This window comes from Nonomuraea sp. NPDC046570 (assembly GCF_040645915.1).
In the GTDB taxonomy this organism is placed as follows: Bacteria; Actinomycetota; Actinomycetes; order Streptosporangiales; family Streptosporangiaceae; genus Nonomuraea.
Genome location: NZ_JBEYZF010000009.1, coordinates 130699 through 149622, shown reverse-complemented (window position 1 = coordinate 149622; position 18924 = coordinate 130699). Strand labels below are relative to the sequence as shown.

The 18924-nt window shown below is 70.6% G+C and carries 19 protein-coding genes; 6 read left to right on the top strand and 13 right to left on the bottom strand.

The annotated features are described in order from the left end of the window. Window positions 1-3: 3 nt before the first annotated feature. The gene (locus ABZ911_RS17190; RefSeq protein WP_358056170.1) at window positions 4-1332 is read left to right on the top strand and encodes a S41 family peptidase; all 1329 of its coding nucleotides are present in this window, start codon (window positions 4-6) and stop codon (window positions 1330-1332) included. A gap of 12 nt (window positions 1333-1344) precedes the next feature. On the opposite strand, the gene efeB is transcribed toward ABZ911_RS17190, so the two are convergent. Genes efeB through efeU form a run of 3 tightly spaced genes read right to left on the bottom strand, consistent with a single transcriptional unit; the run spans window position 1345 to window position 4619 of the window. Further along, window positions 1345-2610, bottom strand: coding sequence for an iron uptake transporter deferrochelatase/peroxidase subunit (gene efeB / locus ABZ911_RS17185; RefSeq protein WP_358056168.1), 1266 nt, complete (start codon window positions 2608-2610; stop codon window positions 1345-1347). A gap of 26 nt (window positions 2611-2636) precedes the next feature. Further along, window positions 2637-3779: an iron uptake system protein EfeO gene (efeO, locus tag ABZ911_RS17180; RefSeq protein WP_358056166.1), complete on the bottom strand. Its 1143-nt coding sequence runs from the start codon at window positions 3777-3779 to the stop codon at window positions 2637-2639. A 15-nt stretch (window positions 3780-3794) separates the two neighbouring features. Then, window positions 3795-4619: an iron uptake transporter permease EfeU gene (gene efeU, locus ABZ911_RS17175; protein ID WP_358056164.1), complete on the bottom strand. Its 825-nt coding sequence runs from the start codon at window positions 4617-4619 to the stop codon at window positions 3795-3797. Window positions 4620-4922: 303 nt separating this feature from the next. Between efeU and ABZ911_RS17170 the strand changes: the two genes are divergently transcribed. Next, window positions 4923-5156: a dsRBD fold-containing protein gene (locus tag ABZ911_RS17170; protein ID WP_358056162.1), complete on the top strand. Its 234-nt coding sequence runs from the start codon at window positions 4923-4925 to the stop codon at window positions 5154-5156. A 95-nt stretch (window positions 5157-5251) separates the two neighbouring features. Here the strand turns inward: ABZ911_RS17170 and ABZ911_RS17165 are convergent, their stop codons facing one another. The 9 genes from ABZ911_RS17165 to ABZ911_RS17125 form a co-directional block, all read right to left on the bottom strand. Then, entirely contained in the window at window positions 5252-6442 is a 1191-nt protein-coding gene (locus ABZ911_RS17165) for a hypothetical protein (RefSeq protein ID WP_358056160.1), read from the bottom strand. Window positions 6443-6569: 127 nt separating this feature from the next. Beyond that, a complete protein-coding gene (locus ABZ911_RS17160; RefSeq protein ID WP_358056158.1) occupies window positions 6570-7667 on the bottom strand; it encodes a ThiF family adenylyltransferase in 1098 nt (365 codons plus the stop codon). A 109-nt stretch (window positions 7668-7776) separates the two neighbouring features. Further along, a complete protein-coding gene (locus ABZ911_RS17155; RefSeq protein ID WP_358056156.1) occupies window positions 7777-8169 on the bottom strand; it encodes a response regulator transcription factor in 393 nt (130 codons plus the stop codon). 154 nt (window positions 8170-8323) lie between these two features. Then, window positions 8324-9076, bottom strand: a complete 753-nt coding sequence (locus ABZ911_RS17150; protein WP_358056399.1) for an amino acid ABC transporter ATP-binding protein — start codon at window positions 9074-9076, stop codon at window positions 8324-8326. 29 nt (window positions 9077-9105) lie between these two features. Further along, complete coding sequence (locus ABZ911_RS17145; RefSeq protein WP_358056154.1) at window positions 9106-9999, bottom strand: amino acid ABC transporter permease; 894 nt, start codon at window positions 9997-9999, stop codon at window positions 9106-9108. A 2-nt stretch (window positions 10000-10001) separates the two neighbouring features. Continuing rightward, on the bottom strand, window positions 10002-10601 hold the full coding sequence (locus tag ABZ911_RS17140; RefSeq protein WP_358056397.1) for a transporter substrate-binding domain-containing protein: 600 nt from the start codon (window positions 10599-10601) through the stop codon (window positions 10002-10004). Window positions 10602-10639: 38 nt separating this feature from the next. Then, window positions 10640-10957: a hypothetical protein gene (locus tag ABZ911_RS17135; RefSeq protein ID WP_358056152.1), complete on the bottom strand. Its 318-nt coding sequence runs from the start codon at window positions 10955-10957 to the stop codon at window positions 10640-10642. A 13-nt stretch (window positions 10958-10970) separates the two neighbouring features. Continuing rightward, window positions 10971-11705 carry an amidohydrolase family protein gene (locus tag ABZ911_RS17130; RefSeq protein ID WP_358056150.1) on the bottom strand — a complete coding sequence of 245 codons (735 nt, stop codon included), beginning with the start codon at window positions 11703-11705 and terminating at the stop codon, window positions 10971-10973. Then, on the bottom strand, window positions 11671-12867 hold the full coding sequence (locus ABZ911_RS17125; RefSeq protein ID WP_358056148.1) for a transposase: 1197 nt from the start codon (window positions 12865-12867) through the stop codon (window positions 11671-11673). Before ABZ911_RS17125 ends, ABZ911_RS17130 begins: the two co-directional genes overlap by 35 nt. Window positions 12868-13085: 218 nt before the next feature. On the opposite strand from ABZ911_RS17125, the gene ABZ911_RS17120 reads away from it, so the two are divergent. Then, window positions 13086-13316 (top strand): LysR family transcriptional regulator, encoded by a 231-nt coding sequence (locus tag ABZ911_RS17120; protein ID WP_358056146.1) that lies wholly within the window; start codon window positions 13086-13088, stop codon window positions 13314-13316. 3 nt (window positions 13317-13319) lie between these two features. On the opposite strand, the gene ABZ911_RS17115 is transcribed toward ABZ911_RS17120, so the two are convergent. After that, on the bottom strand, window positions 13320-14354 hold the full coding sequence (locus ABZ911_RS17115; RefSeq protein ID WP_358056144.1) for an Lrp/AsnC family transcriptional regulator: 1035 nt from the start codon (window positions 14352-14354) through the stop codon (window positions 13320-13322). Window positions 14355-14516: 162 nt separating this feature from the next. Here ABZ911_RS17115 and ABZ911_RS17110 point away from each other — a divergent pair, with 162 nt between their 5' ends. The 3 genes from ABZ911_RS17110 to ABZ911_RS17100 all read left to right on the top strand — a co-directional run bounded on the left by ABZ911_RS17110 (window position 14517) and on the right by ABZ911_RS17100 (window position 18881). Then, window positions 14517-15209, top strand: coding sequence for an amino acid racemase (locus ABZ911_RS17110; RefSeq protein ID WP_358056142.1), 693 nt, complete (start codon window positions 14517-14519; stop codon window positions 15207-15209). 462 nt (window positions 15210-15671) lie between these two features. Beyond that, entirely contained in the window at window positions 15672-18137 is a 2466-nt protein-coding gene (locus tag ABZ911_RS17105; protein WP_358056140.1) for an ABC transporter permease, read from the top strand. A 9-nt stretch (window positions 18138-18146) separates the two neighbouring features. Next, entirely contained in the window at window positions 18147-18881 is a 735-nt protein-coding gene (locus tag ABZ911_RS17100) for an ABC transporter ATP-binding protein (RefSeq protein ID WP_358056138.1), read from the top strand. The last annotated feature ends 43 nt before the right edge of the window (window positions 18882-18924 follow it).

Below are 18924 nucleotides of genomic sequence, written 5' to 3'. Positions count from 1 at the left end.
GCCATGATCAAAACCCTCTGCGCCGCCATCCTGATGGCGGCCTGTTCCATGTCCGCCCCCTCGTCCTCGCCGGCCACCACCTCAGGCGAGCGCTGCACCGCCGCCACCGCGCCACCTCCGGAATCGGCGCCGCCGACATCGGTGAACACGCTCCGGCAGGCGTACTTCTGCGTGCTGGACAACTACTACAGCGGTCCGGCCATGGATCCGAAGGCACTGCTGAAGAGCGCCTTCGCCGCCTATACCCAGGACCTGATGCGGCGCGACGCCGATCGGGCCGACCTCCGGCTGCCCGAGCTGACCGGGAACCGCGACACCGACTGGGCCGCCTTCGCGAAAGTCCTCGGCGCCGGTGACGTGTCCGCGCTGCGCGCCGCGATCACCGCAATGGTCGCCGGACTGCACGACAACCACGCCCGCTGGGTCAGGCCGACTCCCCCACCGGAAGGCGGGCCGACCGGAACGGGCATTGTGGGCATATCGGCCCAGCAGGGCCGGCAACTCGACCCGGCGGCCAAGCCGCCGTTGTTCATCACCAGCGTCCTGCCCGGCAGCCCCGCCGCCAAGGCCGGCATCAGACCCGGTGACATCATCGTCAAGGCCAACGGCGTGCCGGCGTTCATCGGGAACACCGTGAACCAGAGCATCGTCGAAGCCTTCGCCACCAACCCGGTAAAGCTCACACTCAAGCGCCCCACGACGGGACGGACCCGCACCGTCGACCTCAGGGAGGGGCCCATCACGAGGCAGCCTCCGGCAGTGACATCGAAGACGCTTCCCGGCGGCGCCGTCTACGTCCGGCTGCCCGGATTCTTCGAAGGCGCCGCCGACCAGGTCATCGCCAAGCTGCAGGGTAAGCCGAAAGCGGTGGTCCTCGATCTGCGCGGCAACGGCGGCGGGTCGCCTCGCGAGGTGACGCGGCTGCTCGGCGCGTTCGCGCACGGCAAGGTCACCAGCTACTTCTGCCCGCTCAAGGGCGACTGCGTGCCCAACCGGACCGACGACACCGTCGCGCTGCTCGGCTCGCGCCTCGTCGTCCTCACCGACCGGGGATGCGCCTCGGCCTGCGAGGACTTCAGCGCGGCCGTCAAGGACAACAACCTGGGCACCCTCATCGGAACCCGCACCGCCGGAGCCGTCTCCGGCCCCGCCGAAGGCTATCTGCTCAACGACGGCAGCATCCTGCTGCTGCCCAAGGTCCGGCACCTCGGGCCCGCCCGCGAAACCATCGACACGATCGGCGTGCCGGTCGACCACCACGCCCCCATGACCGCCCTCGACCTGGCCACCGGGCGCGACCCGGGCCTGGCCAAGGCTCTCGCCCTGCTGTGACCGGAAAGGCGGTTACGACTCGAAGAGGCTCCGGCCCCAGTAGTCGCCCGCGTCCTCGACGCCGGGGGGAACGGCGAACAGGCCGCTGGAGACGTGCTTGATGTACTCGTTGAGCACGTCCTGCCTGGCCAGCGCCATCTGCACGGGCACGAAGTGGGTGTGCGGGTCGCGCTGGTAGGACATGAAGAACAGTCCGGCGTCCAGGCGGCCCAGACCGTCGGAGCCGTCGACGTAGTTGTAGCCGCGGCGCAGCAGCCGGGCGCCCTTGTGGTTGGACGGGTGGGCGAGCCGTACGTGGGCGACCTCGGCGATCAGGGGTTCGCCGTCGGGGCCCTTCTTCGTGAAGTCGGGCTCGTCGAACTCCTTGTGGTGGCCGAGCGCGGCGCCCTCGCCTTTGGTCCTGCCGAAGATCACCTCCTGCTCGGTCAGCGAGGTGCGGTCCCAGGTCTCGATGTGCATCCTGATCTTGCGAGTGACCAGGTAGGTGCCGCCGGTCAGCCAGGCCGCGCCGTCGCCACCGGCCACCCACAGGTGGTCGCGGAGCATCGCGGTGTCCTCCAGCTTCAGGTTGGCGGTGCCGTCCTTGAAGCCCAGCAGGTTGCGCGGCGTCGCCTGGGCGCGCGAGGTCGAAGACGTACGGCCGAAGCCGAGCTGGGAGTAGCGGACCGAGACCCGGCCGAACCCGATCCTGGCCAGGTTGCGGATCGCGTGCACGGCCACCTGCGGGTCGTGCGCGCAGGCCTGCACGCAGAGGTCGCCGCCGGAGATCTCCGGCAGCAGCGCGTCGCCGGGGAACTTCGGCAGGTCGGCGAGGCCCGCGGGCTTCTTGGCCGCCAGCCCGAACCGGTCGTCGAACAGCGAGGCACCGAACCCGATCGTCAGCGTCAGCCCGGAGGCGGGCAGGCCGAGGGCTTCGCCGGTGTCGTCCGGCGGGGCCTCGGGGAGGCCGCCGACCGCGCCGAAGGCGCCCGCCTCGCGGCCCTGCGTCATCCGGGCGGCGGCGGCCGTCCACTCCTGGAGCAGCTCGGCGAGCTCCGCGCGCTTGGTGGTGATGACGTCGAACGCGACGAAGTGCAGCCGGTCCTGGGCCGGGGTGACGATCCCGGCCTGGTGGGCGCCGTAGAAGGGGACCGCGTCCGAGGTGGACGCGGCGTGCGCGACGGCGAGTTCGCCGACGGGCTCGTCCACCGCCGCGCGGACCGCGAGGGCGCCCGCCCCGGCGGCGGCCACGCCCGCCGCGCCCATGCCGAACAGCTTCCTGCGGCTGATGTCGCCCATGTTCTCCCCTTCTTTCGCAGGCCGGGCTACTTCGCGACGATGGCGGAGATCTTGCTGACCGGCTCCGCGAGCGCGTTGATCGCGTTGGACAGGACCTTCAGCTCGTCCTTGGACAGCTCGGTGTGCAGCTTCCAGCCGTCACCGGCCCGGTGCGCCTCAAGCGCGGTCTCGGCGGCCGCGAACTTCTCGTCCAGCGTCTTGACCAGCTCGGGGGCGCGCTCCTCCAGGACCGGGCGGAGCGACTGGACGGCCGCCTTGGACCCGGCCAGGTTGGCGGCGAAGTCCCACAGGTCGGTGTGGGAGTAGCGGTCCTCCTCCCCGGTGATCTTGCCGGTGGCGACCTCGTCGAGGAGCTCCTTGGCGCCGTTGCCGAGCTGCAGCGGCGACAGCTTCTCCGCGTTGGCCTTCTCGACGATCAGCTTCACGTTGTCCATCAGCTGGTCGGCCATCGGGCCGGACTTGCTGATGTCCTTGGTGACCCACAGGTCCTTCTCCAGGCGGTGGAAGCCGGTGAACTCCATGCCCTCCTCGACGACCTCCTCGCGGCCGTCGATCTTCGGGTCGAGGTCGCCGAAGATCTCCGCGACCGGCTCGATGCGCTCCCAGTAGGTGCGCGCGACCGGGAACAGCGCCTTGGCCTTCGCCGCGTCGCCGGCCTTCACGGCGTCGACGAACTCCTGGGTCTTGACCAGCAGCGCGTCGGTCTGGCTCTTCACGTACCGCTGGTAGCTCGCGGCGGCGCCGGCCAGCGCGGCGTCGTCGGTGAGGGGCTTGTGCGCGCCGGTGACCTTGAGCGGGCCGCGGATGCCCTTGCCGATCATGCCGGGCTTGCAGGCCGTCTCGTACGTGCCGGCCGGGAGTTCGACGACCAGTTCGCGGGTCAGGCCGGGGACGATGTTCTCGATCTCTCCCATGACGCGGTCGCCCGGGGCGTACACGTAGAACTCGGTGACCTTGCCGCCGCCGTTGGTGATGGCGAACGTCGAGGTGCCGGCCGCGACCTCGGCCGAGGCGACCTTGCACTCGGTGTCGCTCGCCGCCACCGTCACCTTGCCGGGGGCCGCCGCCGCGCTCTTGCCGCCGGCGGCGGGGGTCGTGGGGCTTTCCGTGCCGCCGCACGCGGTCAGCGTCGCCAGGGCCAGGGCGCCGACGAGGAGGGAGGTACGCATGGGAGTTCTCCTGTGTTACGAAGCGGGCTGAGGGGTCACCTTGGCGGTGGCCGGCCGGAGGAAGAGGAAGAGGACGGGCACCACGTAGACGGCCCACGCCACGACTTCCAGCACGCTCGGCTGGGCCGTGATGTTGAACATGCCGCTGAGCAGGGCCGAGTACCACGCGCCCGGGTCGAGCACGGCGCCGAGGTCGAAGGCCTGGCTGGTCAGGCCGGGCAGGACGGCCGCCTCCTGGAGGTCGTGCACGCCGTACTTGAGGATGCCGCCGGCGACCAGGATGAGCAGCAGGCCGGTCCAGGTGAAGAACTTGGTGAGGTTGACCCTGATCGCGCTCGCGTAGAGGCCCCAGCCGATCACGATCGAGGTGAGCACGCCGAGGCTGATCCCGATCAGCGGGGTCGCGGTGGCGGAGGCGCCCTGGGCGGAGGCGAAGAACAGCAGCGAGGTCTCCAGTCCCTCCCTGACGACCGACAGGAACGCCATCACCGCCACCGCGACCGAGCCCACCTGGAGCGCCTCGCCCAGCTTGGCCTTCAGGTCGGCCGAGATCTTCCGCGCCGCGCCGCGCATCCAGAAGATCATCCAGGTGACGAACACGGTGGCGGCGATCGACGCGACCGCCTCGAACAGCTCCTGGTGCTCGTACTGGAGGTGGGCGGCGGTGAAGGACAGGAGCGCGCCGAACCCGATCGAGAGCGCCACCGCGGCGGCGACGCCGGTCCAGACGAGCGGCAGCTTGTCCCGCCGGTCGCTCTTGACCAGGAAGGCCACCAGGATCGACACCACGAGCGTCGCCTCCAGTCCTTCGCGGAGGCCGATGAGGTAGCTGGCGAACACGTGAACGCTCCCAAGGTGAGCCTTGCCTAAGTTAAGCGAGCATTACCTTACCCAGAGGCGCGCTTGACCATGCGGGCGGGGCGTCCGATTCGTTCCGCGTACTTATGGCGACGATCACTCACGCCGCGCGGCGGTGCCGTACCCACGCGCCCATGACGCGATCCGGGCCTCCGCCTAGACTGGAGTCAGCAGCCAGAATGAGCCTTGCTCCCAGGACGCCACCGGCGCTGAACTGCAACGACGAGGTGAAAGGCTCAGCATCTCGAAGAGGGGGTTGCGGCGATGGAAGCCAAACAGTGGACCGTGCAGATCGACATCACCGAAAGCGGCAGCGACACCTCCGCGCGAGCGGTCCTGACCAAAGACGGCACTCAACTGTCGGGAGAGGGCCACGCCCGGTGCAACCCTGCCGACTCCAGCGTGCCGGAGATCGGCGACGAGCTCGCCGTCTCCCGGGCACTGGCCGATCTCGCGGAGAAGCTGGGAGTCATCACCCAGCATGACATCGCCGAATCCGTCGGTTCCTCACACGCGTGAGGGCTCCCGGCGGAGCGACCGGAGGGGGTGAGCGTGGGCGACCGCCGCCCGAAACCATGGAGTCATCTACCTCGGCCGTCGAGCCTGGCGGTTCGTCAGAGGAGCCGCCCGGCCCGGCGCAGCCGGCGTTCGCGGAGGGCGAGCAGCGGCGGCAGACCCACCTGGACCACCAGGTACACCCCGACGGCGACCGCCTCCCAGAAGCCCGCCGCCCCGATGCCGCCGCTGCCGAGCCGCTCCACGCCCCACCGGGCCAGGGCGACCAGCAGCGGCAACGCCACCGCCGCGAACAGCCCGGCCATGACGAGAAGCCCCGCGACGTACGGCACCGCGAACCATCGCGCCACCGCGCGGTCCCGCGCCCCGGCCTCGGCCAGCTCGGTCTCCTCGGCGGGGGTGAGCCGGAAGAGCCGCCTCTTGGCGGTCAGCCAGGTGGTCCGGTACAGGTTGTGGCAGCGCAGCGCGTTGGCCAGGATCGCGTAGCCGTCGCTGCGCAGCGGCACGGCGGCCCACTGCCAGACGATGCCGATGACCAGGTAGAGCACCACCGCGCCGAGGAAGTCGTCGAGGAGTCCGGGCGGGACGAGCAGCCGCAGGCCCAGCGCCACGGCCAGGACGACGCCGTCGACGGCCATCCCGGCCAGGTAGGCGCCGTAGCGGCGGCCGCGCGGCACGGTGACGATCTGGCTCAGGTCTGTCTCGAAGACGACGTTCAGCGCCCGGTAGCTGACCCGGAACGTCGCCGGGATGCCGAGCGCGCGCCCCGCGAGCCAGTGCCATGCCTCGTGCAGGGCGCTGCACAGGATGACGACCACCAGGTAGGTGAACGCCGACAGGGCGGGGCTGGGCAGGAACCACGCGTCCTGCCAGGACGGGCGCAGGTCGGGACGGAGCAGCAGGACGGCGACGGCGAACAGGGCCGCGGCCGCGTAGGCCGACCAGGCCGCGCGGCCGAAGAGGCGGGCCGCCGCCTTCTGGCTGACGCCCTCGATCCATCTGACCCCGCCCGGGGTGTCCGCGCCGGGCGGGTCGAGCAGTCCGGCCCCCGTGAGCCCTTCGATGAAGTCGGCCCCGTCGACCTCCTCACCGGCCACCTCCCCGGCGCGCCTGGCCGCGTCGGCCGCCGAGCCGTTCTCCTGCAGGGTGGTGACGAACACCGCGCCCGGCTCGGGCACGGCGACGAATATTCCCAGGTCGGGGCGGCCGAGGATCCAGGCCTCACCGTCGAAGGCGACCGTCAGCCGCGCGGCTCGGTCGCGCAGGTCCTGGTCCACGGACGTGGTCACGCTGCCTCCCGGAGGCCGCACCCCGGCACGCCGGAGTGCGGCCCCTTGTTCGATCTTTAGGAGTCGGGTGTGATCATGCTGGTGAGGCGGGTGTTCTCAATCCGCTTGATCTCGATCTTCATGCTGCTCAACTCCTTCCGCATATCTCACAGGCGGGATTACGTGACCACTCACGCTGACTCGTGGCGCAGCCGCCCGCGAAGTCGACGGTGAGCGGCCTACCGGCGTATGCCGGCGGCTCGAATCCGGTCAGGTACCGCAGCACCTCGAAGGCGCCGAGGGCGCCCAGCAGACCGGCGACGGGGCCGATCCCGCGGTTCGGGTGCGGCCTGCCGAAGTAGAGGCGGGCGGCGGCGATCTCGCCGGCCAGGGCCGGGTCGTCGGGATCGTCGTAGCCCTCGGGGTTCGTGGGGTCGGCGGGTACGCAGGCGCGGCAGGCGCTGACGCCGGGCGCGACCGACCAGACCGTGCCCGTGGTGGCCCAGATGCCGCCCCGGACGAACGGCACGCCGTGCCGTACGCAGGCCTCGTTCACCCAGAGGTCGATTCGGGCGGGCTGGTCGATGCCGGAGGCCACCACGTCGGGGCGGACCCGGCCGATGAGGTCGGTGAGCTGCTCGGCGCTCTCCACGCCCGTGTCGATCGCCTCGACCTCGATGGACGGGTCGAAGGACCGCACCCAGGCCGCGGCGCGCTCCACCTTGCGGGCGCCGATGTCGTCCCAGCGGTAGAGGTACTGGCGGGCGAAGTTGCGCGGATCGACGGTGTCCCGGTCGAGCAGCGTCACCTTGCCGACGCCGAGCCCGCTGAGGTGGGGAAGCGTGTTGGAGTTGAGGCCGCCGGTGCCGAGCACCAGCACGTGCGCCTCGCGCAGCCGTCTCTGCATGTCCTCGCGGCTGCGCTCCAGGGTGCCGAACAGCTCGAAGAAGGCCAGGTTGCTGAAGTGGCGCTCGGCGTCGGCGGCGTTCAATCCGCCCAGGTGGTCGCCGTTCTCCAGTAACCGCTCGGCGTCGAACGCCTCGACCGCGGCCAGCACGTCGGTGACGGGGAGTGACAGCTCGGCGGCGAGTTCGGTGATCGTCCGCCCGCCTTCTCGGAGCAACGCGAGCAACTTCTCGACGGTGCCCTCGGGGTCGGTGAGAAGGAGCTGGTCACGAGGGTCGTAGACGAGTCGTAGCTGGTCACCGACCCGCTCCCACGCGACATCCTTGAGCTGCGGCCTCATGCGTCCTCCGAGTGGCTGGCTCTCTGAACCCTGGCACGCCGAGGATCTTCATGTAAATATAAATCATGAGACGTGTCTAATATTTCACTCTGCGTAACCATCCGGTACGTCAGGACAGCAGCCCGCTCTCCATGGCCTTGATCACGGCAGACGTCCGGTCCGACACCCCGAGCTTCTTGAACGCGCGCAGCAGATGCGTCTTGACCGTGGCCTCACTGATGAACAGCGCCCTGCCGATCTCCGCGTTGGTACGCCCCTGGCCGACCAGCCGCAGCACTTCGCGCTCCCGCCCGGACAGCGCAGCCGTCGTCACCCCCCGCGCCCGGAACAGCTTGCCGGCCAGCGACGGAGTCAGTAGGGTCTCACCGCGGGCGGCCGCCTGGACGGCCGTGACCAGCTCGACGCGTGAGACTCCCTTCAGCAGGTAGCCCGCCGCGCCCGCCTCCACCGCGCGCAGGATGTCGGCGTCGTCCTCGTTGATCTCCTCCACCCGGGCCCGCATGCCGCGCAGCCCGAAGCCGCCCTGTTCGCCGTCCGGCGTGAAGCCCTCGCCGTCGTCGTCCGCGACGTGTCCGTTTCCGAGGGGCTGGCCCTGGCCGAGGAGGCGGTGCCCCGCCTGCTCGCCCAGTTCCTGCAGGTACCCGTACCAGACGCCGCTAGAGCTCCTGGCGTTCCTTCGGGTTGAGCACGCTGGACAGGAACGCCCTCGTCCGTTCGTGGCCCGGGTTGGCCAGGAGTTCGCCGGGCCAGCCCCGCTCGACGACCACGCCGTCGGCGAAGAAGGTCAGCCAGTCGCCGACCTCCCTGGCGAACGCGATCTCGTGGGTCACCACGACCATGGTCATCCCCTCGGCCGCCAGAGCGCGCATGACCTCCAGCACCTCGTCGACGAGTTCCGGGTCCAGCGCCGAGGTCGGCTCGTCGAACAGCATCAGGGTCGGGTTCATCGCCAGCGCCCTGGCGATGGCCATCCGCTGCTGCTGGCCGCCGGAGAGCTGGTGGGGCCTCTTGTACGCGTGGTCGGCCAGGCCCACCCGTTCCAGGTGCTCCATCGCCAGCGCCCGGGCCGCGTCCGCCGAGGCGCCCAGGACGTGGACGGGGGCGCAGGCGACGTTCTCCAGCGCGCTCTGGTGGGCGAACAGGTTGAAGCGCTGGAACACCATGCCGATGTTCCTGCGGAAGGCGGCGAACTCCTTGGGAGTCCACGGCTGGTACCGGCCCGCGCGCAGCGAGTGGCCGACCTCCTCGCCGAGGACCCGCAGGCTGCCGCCGAGCACCGGCTCCAGGCCGTTGACGCAGCGCAGGAACGTCGACTTGCCCGACCCCGAAGGGCCGATGACGCAGCTCACCTCGCCGGAGGCGACCGAGAAGTCCACCCCGTTGAGCACCTGCGCGTCGCCGTAGCTCATCCGCACGCCCGAGGCGTGCACGACCGGGTTCACGCCGCCACCTTCGGCAGGATCCGGCCCGCCAGCCCGCCGCCGCGGACCAGCCGTACGGCCTCGGAGCCGAAGCGGCGCTCCAGCCTGCCCTGCAGGAAGGTCGCGACGGCGGTCATCAGCATGTACCAGAGGCTCGCCACGATCAGCAGCTCCATGATCAGGTTGTTCGCCTTGTAGATCTGGCTGGAGATGGTCATCAGATCCCGCCCGGCGACCACGTAGACCAGCGAGGTGGTCTTCAGCATGGAGATGAACTCGTTGCCGGTCGGCGGGATGATGATGCGCAGCGCCTGCGGCAGCACGATGACCCGCATCCGCTTGGCCGGGGTCATGCCCAGCGCGTACGCCGCCTCGGTCTGGCCCTTGTCGACGGCCTGGATCCCGGCGCGCACGGTCTCGGCGAAGTAGGCCGCCAGGTTCAGCCCCAGCCCCAGCATGGCCGAGGTGAAGCCGGTCATCACCTCGTTGGTGTCCCACTTGAGCCCGATCATGGTGAACGGGATCTTGAGCACCAGTTCGGGGAAGAGAAAGGCCAGGTTGTACCAGAAGATGAGCTGCACCAGCACCGGCGTGCCGCGGAAGAACCAGATGTAGAGCAGGGCCAGCCGGCTCAGCACCGGGTTGTGAGCGAGCCGCATGATGGCGATCACCAGGCCCAGCACCAGCCCGAGGACCGTCGCCAGCACCGAGATCTCGATGGTGACCCAGACGCCGGACAGGATGCGGCCGTCGAACAGGTAGACGGCGACCTGGCTCCAGTCCAGGCGCGGGTTGACGACGACGAGGAAGGCCAGCCAGCCGATGATCGCCAGTGCGACGGCCGCGGTCAGCAGGCGTCCCCAGTGGCGGGTCCGCGCGACGGGGATTCCGGCGATCGGTTCGGTACGCACGCCTACTTCCCGCCGTTGACCACGGCCGACTGGACCGCCAGCCTGTCCAGGTTCCACGCCTTGAGGATCTTGGCGTAGTCACCGCTCTGGATTAGGGAGTCCAGCGCGCCCTTGACCGCGTCGATGAGCTCCTTGTTCTCCGGCTTCATCCCGATCCCCCACGGGCTCTCGGTGCCTTCGAGTACGAGCGCCTCGACCTTGAGTTTGGGGTCGGCGGCCTTGCTGGCGGCCACCACGTAGTCGGTGATGGTGGCCTGCGCCCGCCCGTTGCTGACCTGGAGCAGGGCCTCCTGGTCGCCGGGGAACTTCAGGACGTCCAGGCCCTTCTTGCCGGCCTTCTCGCAGTCGCCGGCGTAGGTCTCCGCCAGTTCCATCGACGAGCCGTTGTCGACGACGGAGACCGTCTTGCCGCACAGGTCGTCCGGCCCCGTGACGCCGGCCGGGTTGCCGGCCTTGACCAGCATCCCGGCGCCCGCCTGCACGTAGTCGACGAAGGTGACCTTGGCCTGCCGTTCGGGGTTGTCGGTCATCGAGGAGATGACGAAGTCGTAGCGGCCGGTGAGCACGCCGGGGATCTGCGAGTTGAACTCCTCGTCGGTGATGGTGACGTTGACGCCGAGCTTCCTGGCGATGGCCCTGGTCAGGGGGGGTCGAAACCGATCGCCGTCTTGCCGTCACTGGCGAACACCTCCATCGGCGGGTAGCCGACGGAGGTGACCACCTTCAGGCCGCCGGACTTCACGCCGGCGGGCGCCTTCGCCGCGAGCGCCTGGTCCGGGGTGATGGCGTTGATGACGTCGGCCGCCTTGTCCTCCATGGAAGCCGGGTCGAGGGTGACCGGCGGCGCGGCCTCGGGGGCCGCGGTGGCGGAGCCGCCGTCCAGGGACTGGGCGCCGCAGGCCGCGGTGGCGGCCAGCAGCGCGCCGGCGGCGAGCATGGTGCGGATGCGGGTGTTCACGGGGGGTGCTCCTTCAGGATCGCTGCCAGCGGACTTCGCCGCCGACGACGGTGGTCATGACCTTGGTGCGCAGCACCGCGTCTGGCGACTCCAGGTAGGGGTCGGTGTCCACCGCGATGAAGTCGGCGAGCATGCCGGGCGCCAGGACGCCCTTGCGGTCCTGCTCCCCCGCCGCGTAGGCCGCGCCCAGGGTGTGCGCCGTGATGGCCTCGGCCATGCTCAGCTTCTGCTCGGGCTGCCAGCCGCCGGCGGGCGTGCCGTCCTGGCGGGTACGGGTCACCGCGGCGTACAGCGCGGCGAACGGGTTGGGGTGCTCGACCGGGGCGTCGGAGCCGAAGGCCAGCGCGACGCCCGCGTTCAGCATCCCGCGCCAGGCGTAGGAGGCCAGCTCGTGCCCGGCCAGCAGCGAGTCGACCAGGTCGATGTCGCTGGTGCAGTGGACGGGCTGCATCGAGGCGGCGATGCCCAGCCTGGCCATCCGGGTCAGGTCAGGCGACCGCAGGTGCTGGGCGTGCTCGATCCTGTGCCGCAGCCCCGCCGCCGTCCCGATGGCCTCGTACGCGTCGATGACCAGATGGTTGGCCTGGTCTCCGATGGCGTGCGTGGCGACCGCGATCCCCGCCTCGGCCGCGGTCCTGAACAGCTTGACCAGCTGCTCATACGGTTTGACATCCTCCCCCGCCTTCAGTGAAGGCGGGGGATTCCAACGGCGACTACCCCACGGGGAGGCGGTCGTGTTGAGGTTCACGGTTCACAGGCTCCGGCAACCCGGCGCCTCCCCGTGCGGCCACCGCATGCCCTGCGGCGGTATCTCGTATGTTGCGGGCCGCGTTGACGTCGGCGTTGTCCCGCCACCCGCAGGCCACACACAGGAAGAGCGCTTGGCTCTCACGACTCTTCCCGGCGACATGCTTGCAGGCGTTGCAGGTCCGCGACGTGTAACGCGGGTTGATCTTCTGGACGCGGCCTGGGGCTTTGTGCTCCAGCCGTTCCACGAGCAGGCCCCACCCGTTGGCCAGGATGCCCCGGTTCAGGCCGGCCTTCTGCCGGACGTTGCGGCCAGGCTCGGCGAGAGTGCCCTTCGCCGACCGGGTCATGCTGCCGATCTTCAACTCTTCGACCGCGATCACGTCGAAGTGGCGGGCCAGATCGGTGGACGTCTTCTCGACCCAGTCCTTACGCCGATCCACCTCACGCGCCTTCAGCCGGGCGATCGCCGCCTTGACCCTGCCGCGCCGGTTTGAGCCGCGCTCGGCCCGCGCCAGCCCGCGCAACAGCCGCAGCAGACGCCTCTTCTCCGTATCGCGCAGCGTGGGCGCGTTCAGCAGCTCGCCGGTGGACAGCGCCGCCGACACGCTCACGCCACGGTCCACACCGACAACCCCACCGGTTCCAGGACCGGGCACTGGTGCGGGGATCGCGGCGAACGCCACATGCCAGCGCCCCGCCGCATCGCGGGTGACCCGATACGACCTCACCCCGACAGGGACGGCTCGCGACCAGCGAAACCGCACCCACCCCACCTTCGGCACCCTCACCTCACCCACGTTCCGAGACACGCGGCGCACGTCACCCGGCTTGACCGCCACGATCCGAAAACCCTCACCCCGCCCGCGCCTACGCCACCCCGGCCTGCGATGCGTTCCACCGAAGAAATTCGCCAACGCCTGCGCGAAATCCTTCAACGCCTGCTGCTGCACAATGATCGACCCAGCGCGCAGCCACCCGAACTCCGCCCGCGCCTGCGTCAACTGACGACACTGCTCGGCGAAACCCGGCGCGGACTTCAGTCCCGGACGCCAGTGCGCGTGCTGCTCGACCGCGAGATTCCACACGTATCGGGCGTGTCCGCAGTGCTCCAGCAGCGCAGCCTCCTGGACAGGCGTCGGCTGAAGCCGGTAACGGGACACGCCGAACAAACTACCGAACGTCACCGACAGAATCAGGAGAACACCATGGCCCATGGTGCCGCGTTTCCTCCCCGACCTGAAGGACGGGGCATCCACGCTGTAGGTGCTTGGTGACTCTCAGAGGCTCGAGTGATGGTGGGCCTCACTGTAGGAGTGGCAAAAAGAATTGGAAGCGCTATAAACACGACATTTAGCAACCTTGAGAGCAAGGAACTCTAATGCTGAAGCCGGAGCACCTGCGTACTCTCCGCGAGGTCGTCCAGCTGGGCTCCTTCGCCGCCGCCGCCGACCGGCTCGGTTACACCTCCTCGGCCGTCTCCCAGCAGATGACCGCGCTGGAGCGGAAGATCGGCGTGAAGCTGTTCGACCGGGGTCGCCGCGAGGCCGACGTGCTGCGGGCCGGCCTGTGCCGGGAGGCCCGCGGAGGCGAGATCCCCGAGCCGCGCTGAACGTCAGGCGCGCAGGCTCCACGGGTCCACCGGGACGACGCTCGTGCAGCGGCCGAGCGGGTCGAGGACCCGCCCGTAGAGCTTCGACTGCCGCAGGACGATCTGCCGGTCGGCGATGCTCACGTGGGGGAACCGCTCCTCCAGGCGTACCACCAGCGGGTGCAGGTCGGAGACCCCGTGCAGGCCGACGGTGAGGAGCATGTTGCGGGCCCCGGCGAGCGCCGCGCAGGTCCGCGTCTCCGGCCAGTCGAGCAGCGCCCGGCCCGTCTCCTCCAGCAGCCCGTCGGGCATCCGCAGCCACAGCACCGCCGAGGCGTGCCAGCCCGCCTGCGAGCGCGCCAGGTCGCAGCGGAAGTCGATGTCACCGGTCGCGACCAGGCGCGACAGCCTGCGCTGCACGGTGCGCTCGGACTTGCCGACAGCGTGCGCGAGTTCGGCGCAGCCGGCGCGGCCGTCCGTGAGGAGGGCCTTGAACAGCAGCCGGTCGGCCTCGTCCATCTGCCTGGTGGACTCCGGCGGGCCGGGTCTCCTGGCCAGCGCGCCCGCGGCCCGGGGGGACAGCACGCGCAGCCGCCAGCGGCAGGAGGCCTCGAAGACGCGGGTGGCGACATGGGTGCGCACCTTCGCCACGCCGGGCACCCTCGGCAGGTCCGTGAGCAGGTAGTCCGCCAGCGCCGGCATCGACGCGGCGGCGCCGATCACGAACAGGTCGTGGTCGGCGGCGACGTGCTGGACGGTGATGAGGTGCCGCGCCGTCGCGAGCGTGTCCGCGACCTCGACCGCCGCCCCTGCCTCGCAGTCGATCTCCAGGAACACCATGCTCATCGCGTGCATCTGGCGCTGCCCCAGCGCGACGGTGGTCCACGCCCTCCCGGTGCTGTTCAGCCGCTGCCAGCGCCGCGCCGCCGTCACCGGGTCCGCGCCGATCGCCGCCCCCACATCGGTCCAGCTCGCTCGCGGGTTGATCTGGAGGGCGTCGATGAGTTCGAGGTCGGTCTCCGACAGCAACCCCAGAGGCTCGATGCCGGAATCCTGCATGGATTACTCCCTTGGTGCCGTATTGCTGCGTCTGGGCAGCGGGAGCACCTTATACCTCGATCCTTGTCCGGGCGGCTGCCCCCAAGCTCGCCGGACAGGGAGAGGACACTTCGTGATGACTCGGTTCACCGGCCGGTCCGGCTTCCGCCCGTGCGGTGGCCGGTGAGCGGGCCCCGGCTGGTCGGCGTCCTCGGCGGCATGGGCCCGGCGGCCACCGTCGACTTCTACGGCAAGCTCGTGGAGGAGACGGCGGCCACCTGCGACCAAGGGCACGTGCCCGTCGTCATCTGGGGCGACCCCCGCGTCCCTGACCGCTCCCTGAGCCTGCTCGGCGGCGGCGAGGACCCGACCCCGTACCTGCGGCGGGGCATCGAGGCGCTGAAGCGGGCGGGGTGCGAGATGCTCGCCGTACCCTGCAACACCGCCCACGCCTTCGTCCCGCGCCTCGCCGACGAGGCCGGGCTGGAACTGGTGAGCATCGTCGAGGTCACGGCCGACGCCCTCGCCGCCGACGGCGTCCGCGTGGCCGGACTGCTGGCCACCACGGGCACCCTGCGCGCGGGCCTGTACGCGGACGCTCTGCGGCGGCGCGGCCTGGCGGTGATCGAGCCGGACGAGCCCGGCCAGCGGCAGGTCACGGCCGCCATCGGCGCCGTCAAGAGCGGCGGCGTCCACCCGGCTCACCGGCGGGCGCTGGTGGACGTCTCCCGTTCCCTCGCCGATCGCGGCGCGGAGCGGGTGGTCACCGCGTGCACCGAGATCGTGCTGGCCCTGGACCGCTCCCGCGTCCCCGTCCCGGTGCTGGACCCCGCCCGCTTGCTGGCCCGCCGGGTCGCGGACCTGGCCCTCGGCTGAGACCGCGCCGCTGGAACCGATCACGGTGCGAGCGACGGATCCGGTCGCCGCAGCACGACCGGACCCGTCGAGACACAGCTATCGCTGGACGTAGAGGATAAAAGGCCCCTGACTGAGGCACACGTATTTCTGGTAGGAGCCGGAGAGCACCAGAGAGATGCCCACCTGCCTGCACTTGTAGGCCGCTTTCGATCAGCTTTCGCCCCCGTGACCGACGGGACCACAGGCCCCTTTCCCGTCATCCGGGGGTCTGTGGTCCCGTCGGAGGATCCTTCCAGCGGCCGAGGATCCGGATCGCCGCACGCAGCACGCTGGTGGGAAGGTCTCCGGGTTCATGGCCATGGGCCCGGAGACTGCCGGAACTGAGGACGGCGAGGGCGGCGAATGCCGCCTCGGCCGGATCGGAGGGCCCAGTTGGTGTGGATGGCGTGGCGCACGCTGCGATGGCATCCGGGGAGCGTGATGGGCGCGCTCATCACCCTGGTCGTCGCGGCGACCGTGGTCAGCGCGCTCTGGTTCGTCGTCGACTCGACGGTCCGGCAGGAGGTTCCGGTGGAACGGTACGCGGGCGTTCCGCTGGTCGTCGGGACAGGTGGTATCGCGGGGGCGATCCCACCCGAACTGGTGGCGACCGTCGACGCGCTCCCCGAGGTGGCGGCGACGGTCCCGGACCTCAGTTTCGCCGCGAACCTCTCCGTCCGCGGAGTTCCGGTGGAGGTCGCGGGTGACCAGTACCCCCGGCCGTGGGGGCATGGCTGGTCGAGCGCCCGCCTGACGCCTTTCCACATCCGGGAGGGCAGGCCGCCGCGGGCTGAGAACGAGGTGGTCGTGGACGCGCGACTGGCCGAGGCGGCGCGGATCAGGATCGGCGACCGCGTCGAGGTCGGCGTGTCGGGAACCGTCCGGCGCCATGAGGTGGTCGGCGTGGCCACGACGCCGACGGCCTGGCGCCACCAGTCGGCGCTGTTCTTCGAGGACGGCCACGCCGCGAAGCTGACCGGGCGCGGCTCGGGGACCGACGCGCTCGGCGTCTACCCCCGGCCGGGCACAGGCGTGGAGTCGCTTCAGGCGGCCGTCGCGCGTGTCGTGCAGTCCCACAACGCGCCGGGTGCGCGGACGGTGCGCATCGCGAGCGGCGCGGACCGCAGCGCGGAAGAGGGCAACATCGTTCCCGGCGGCGGGTTCAACACCCTGTGGTTCCTGGTGTGGACCACGGCGCTCGTCGCGACCGGCATGGTCGCGGCGGCCATGGGACTGTCGGTCCGTCGCAGGGGCACGGAGATCGCGGTTCTGCGCGCCGTCGGGGCGCGCCCGGGGCAGATCCGCCGGTTGCTGCTCACAGAGGGGATGCTGTTCTCCGTGGTCGCCACAGCGGTGGCGGTCCCACTCGGCATGCTCCTCGCTCCGGTGATCGCGGCTCGCTTCCGCGACTTCGGCACGGTGAACGCGGCATTCGAGGTCAGCTACCACCCTCTCCCCATGCTGTGGACGTTCGCGCTCACCATGGCCGTGGCCGTGCTGGCGAGCCTGATGGCGGTACGGCGAGCGCTACGGATCCGCCCGGGGGACGCGCTGGGGGAGGCTCCGGCGGAGGGCGGGCGACTCGGCCGGGGACGGCTGCTGACCGGTTTGGCGCTGCTGGCGATGGCCGCCGTCCTCTCGCTGCTCCAGCTCAGGGACCTGGTCGATTTCGGCGGGCCTCTCGGGAACCTGGCGGTGCAGTTCGCCGGCATGATCCTGATCGTCGCCTCGGTGGGCCTGGTGGCTCCGTGGTTCGTGCTGCTCGTGGGCAGGCTGCTGCGGGGCGGGGCGGCCCGCACGTCGCGGGCGGGCGGCTTCCTGGCCGTGGCCAACGTGGTCTTCAACCACCGCAGGTTCGCCGGGGCGGTGGGGTCGCTCACGCTCGGCGTGACACTGGTCGGCGTGATCGTCAGCACGCAACTCTTCTACGACTGGCGGGCGGCCGAGCAGTCCGCCAGGGATGTGAGCGCCGACCACGTGCTGAAGCCCCCGGCCGTGACCGGTGGGCTGTCCGAGGCGCTGAGGCGTCGCGTCCAGGACCACGAGGACACGTCCGCCGCGGTGGGGATCCGTTCACTGCCGCTCACCGTGACGGCGGAAGGACGGCCGCCCGTCCAAGGCCCGCTGCCGCCCACGACCGCCACGGTGGTCACCGGAGACATCACGCGGGTCCTGGACCTCTCCGTGCGCGGCCGGCCGCTCGGCGACCTGGGCAAGAGGGAGGTCGCCATCAGCGACTCGCTGGCGGCCAGGGACAAGACCGAGGTCGGATCGCGGCTGCGGGTCCGCTTTCCCGGGGCGGCGAAGGACGAGGTCTACATGGTGGCGACGATCTACCCCGACACTCCGGAGCTCACGTCGGCGCTGTTCTCCAGAGCCGGCTTCACCGCCGCCCACCTGTCGCCGGAGCCGTACAACGCGGTGTATGTGCGAGGGGCGGACCTCGGCGAGAGCGCGGGCCCAGGCTCGGTCGTCGAGTCCTTGAGCAAGCGGGAGTACGTGTGGCGCAAGACGCAGGAGAGCGCCGAGCGGAACCGGGTGCTGCCCTACCTCTCCGTGCTGATCGCGCTCTTCTGCCTGGTGGCGGGCGTCAACAGCCTGTGTCTGGCGCTGCTCGACCGCAGGCGGGAGTTCACCGGCATGCGGCACATCGGCATGCGCCGAGGTCAGGTGATGAGGATGGTCTGCTGGGAGAGCGTGCTCACGGTGGTGCCCGTCCTCGTGCTGGCCCTCGCCGCGACCGCCTGGACGGTGCTCGTCCACTCCGCGAGCGAGCCCACCGGCCTGGCCAACATGTTGTTGTTCATCCCCTTCGACTGGCTGGCTCCTCTTGGCGGAGGCGCGCTCCTGGGCACTTTGGCGGGATCGCTGCTGGTCGTACGCGCGGCAATCAGGAACGAAAGGTAGGGGCCAGGTATGAACGGCGGCATCGAGCCTGCGGTCCGTCTCGACGGGGTCGGGAAGGTTTACGGCACGGGCGCCTCGGCGGTCACCGCGCTCAGGGACGTCAGCTACAGCTTCGCTCGCGGGTCGTTCACCGGAGTGATGGGGCAGTCGGGTTCCGGCAAGACCACGCTGCTGCAGTGCGCCGCCGGGCTGACCCAGCCCACGTCGGGCTCGGTCAGCGTGGGCGGCGCGGACCTCACGGGGTTGACCGAGGCCGAGCTGTCCACCATGCGCAGGGAGCGGGCCGGATTCGTCTTCCAGGCGTTCAACCTGCTTCCCGCGCTGACCGCGAGGGAGAACATCGAGCTGCCGCTGCGGCTCGCGGGCAGGAGGGCGGACCCCGGCTGGGTGGCGGAACTGGTGAAACGGACCGGAATCGCCGACCACGTCCACCGGCGACCGCACGAACTGTCCGGCGGCCAGCAGCAGCGGGTGGCCATCTGCCGCGCGCTGGTGGCCAGGCCGGAGGTCGTCTTCGCCGACGAGCCGACGGGCAACCTCGACACCAGGTCGGGACAGGAGATCCTGGCGCTGCTCCGCCTCGTCGTCGATGCTCTGCGGCAGACGGTCATCATGGTCACCCATGACCCGGCCGCCGCGTCCCACGCCGACCGGGTGCTCTTCCTCAGCGACGGACAGGCGGTGAACGTCGTCGAGGATCCGACGACCGAGACGATCGTCGCCGGCCTCGGAACCCGGCGCTAGCCGTCGGCCCGCCTCCTGATCCATTGCGTGGTGGTCGCCCATG

What these genes read in the sequence shown, in the direction of transcription:
- ABZ911_RS17160 (WP_358056158.1), bottom strand. Translation starts at nt 7,667, where the DNA reads ATGAGGCCGCAGCTCAAGGATGTCGCGTGGGAGCGGGTCGGTGACCAG.
- ABZ911_RS17190 (WP_358056170.1), top strand. Translation starts at nt 4, where the DNA reads ATGATCAAAACCCTCTGCGCCGCCATCCTGATGGCGGCCTGTTCCATG.
- ABZ911_RS17120 (WP_358056146.1), top strand. Translation starts at nt 13,086, where the DNA reads ATGCTGAAGCCGGAGCACCTGCGTACTCTCCGCGAGGTCGTCCAGCTG.
- efeB (WP_358056168.1), bottom strand. Translation starts at nt 2,610, where the DNA reads ATGGGCGACATCAGCCGCAGGAAGCTGTTCGGCATGGGCGCGGCGGGC.
- efeO (WP_358056166.1), bottom strand. Translation starts at nt 3,779, where the DNA reads ATGCGTACCTCCCTCCTCGTCGGCGCCCTGGCCCTGGCGACGCTGACC.
- ABZ911_RS17155 (WP_358056156.1), bottom strand. Translation starts at nt 8,169, where the DNA reads ATGCGGGCCCGGGTGGAGGAGATCAACGAGGACGACGCCGACATCCTG.
- ABZ911_RS17150 (WP_358056399.1), bottom strand. Translation starts at nt 9,076, where the DNA reads ATGAGCTACGGCGACGCGCAGGTGCTCAACGGGGTGGACTTCTCGGTC.
- ABZ911_RS17105 (WP_358056140.1), top strand. Translation starts at nt 15,672, where the DNA reads ATGGGCGCGCTCATCACCCTGGTCGTCGCGGCGACCGTGGTCAGCGCG.
- ABZ911_RS17100 (WP_358056138.1), top strand. Translation starts at nt 18,147, where the DNA reads ATGAACGGCGGCATCGAGCCTGCGGTCCGTCTCGACGGGGTCGGGAAG.
- ABZ911_RS17115 (WP_358056144.1), bottom strand. Translation starts at nt 14,354, where the DNA reads ATGCAGGATTCCGGCATCGAGCCTCTGGGGTTGCTGTCGGAGACCGAC.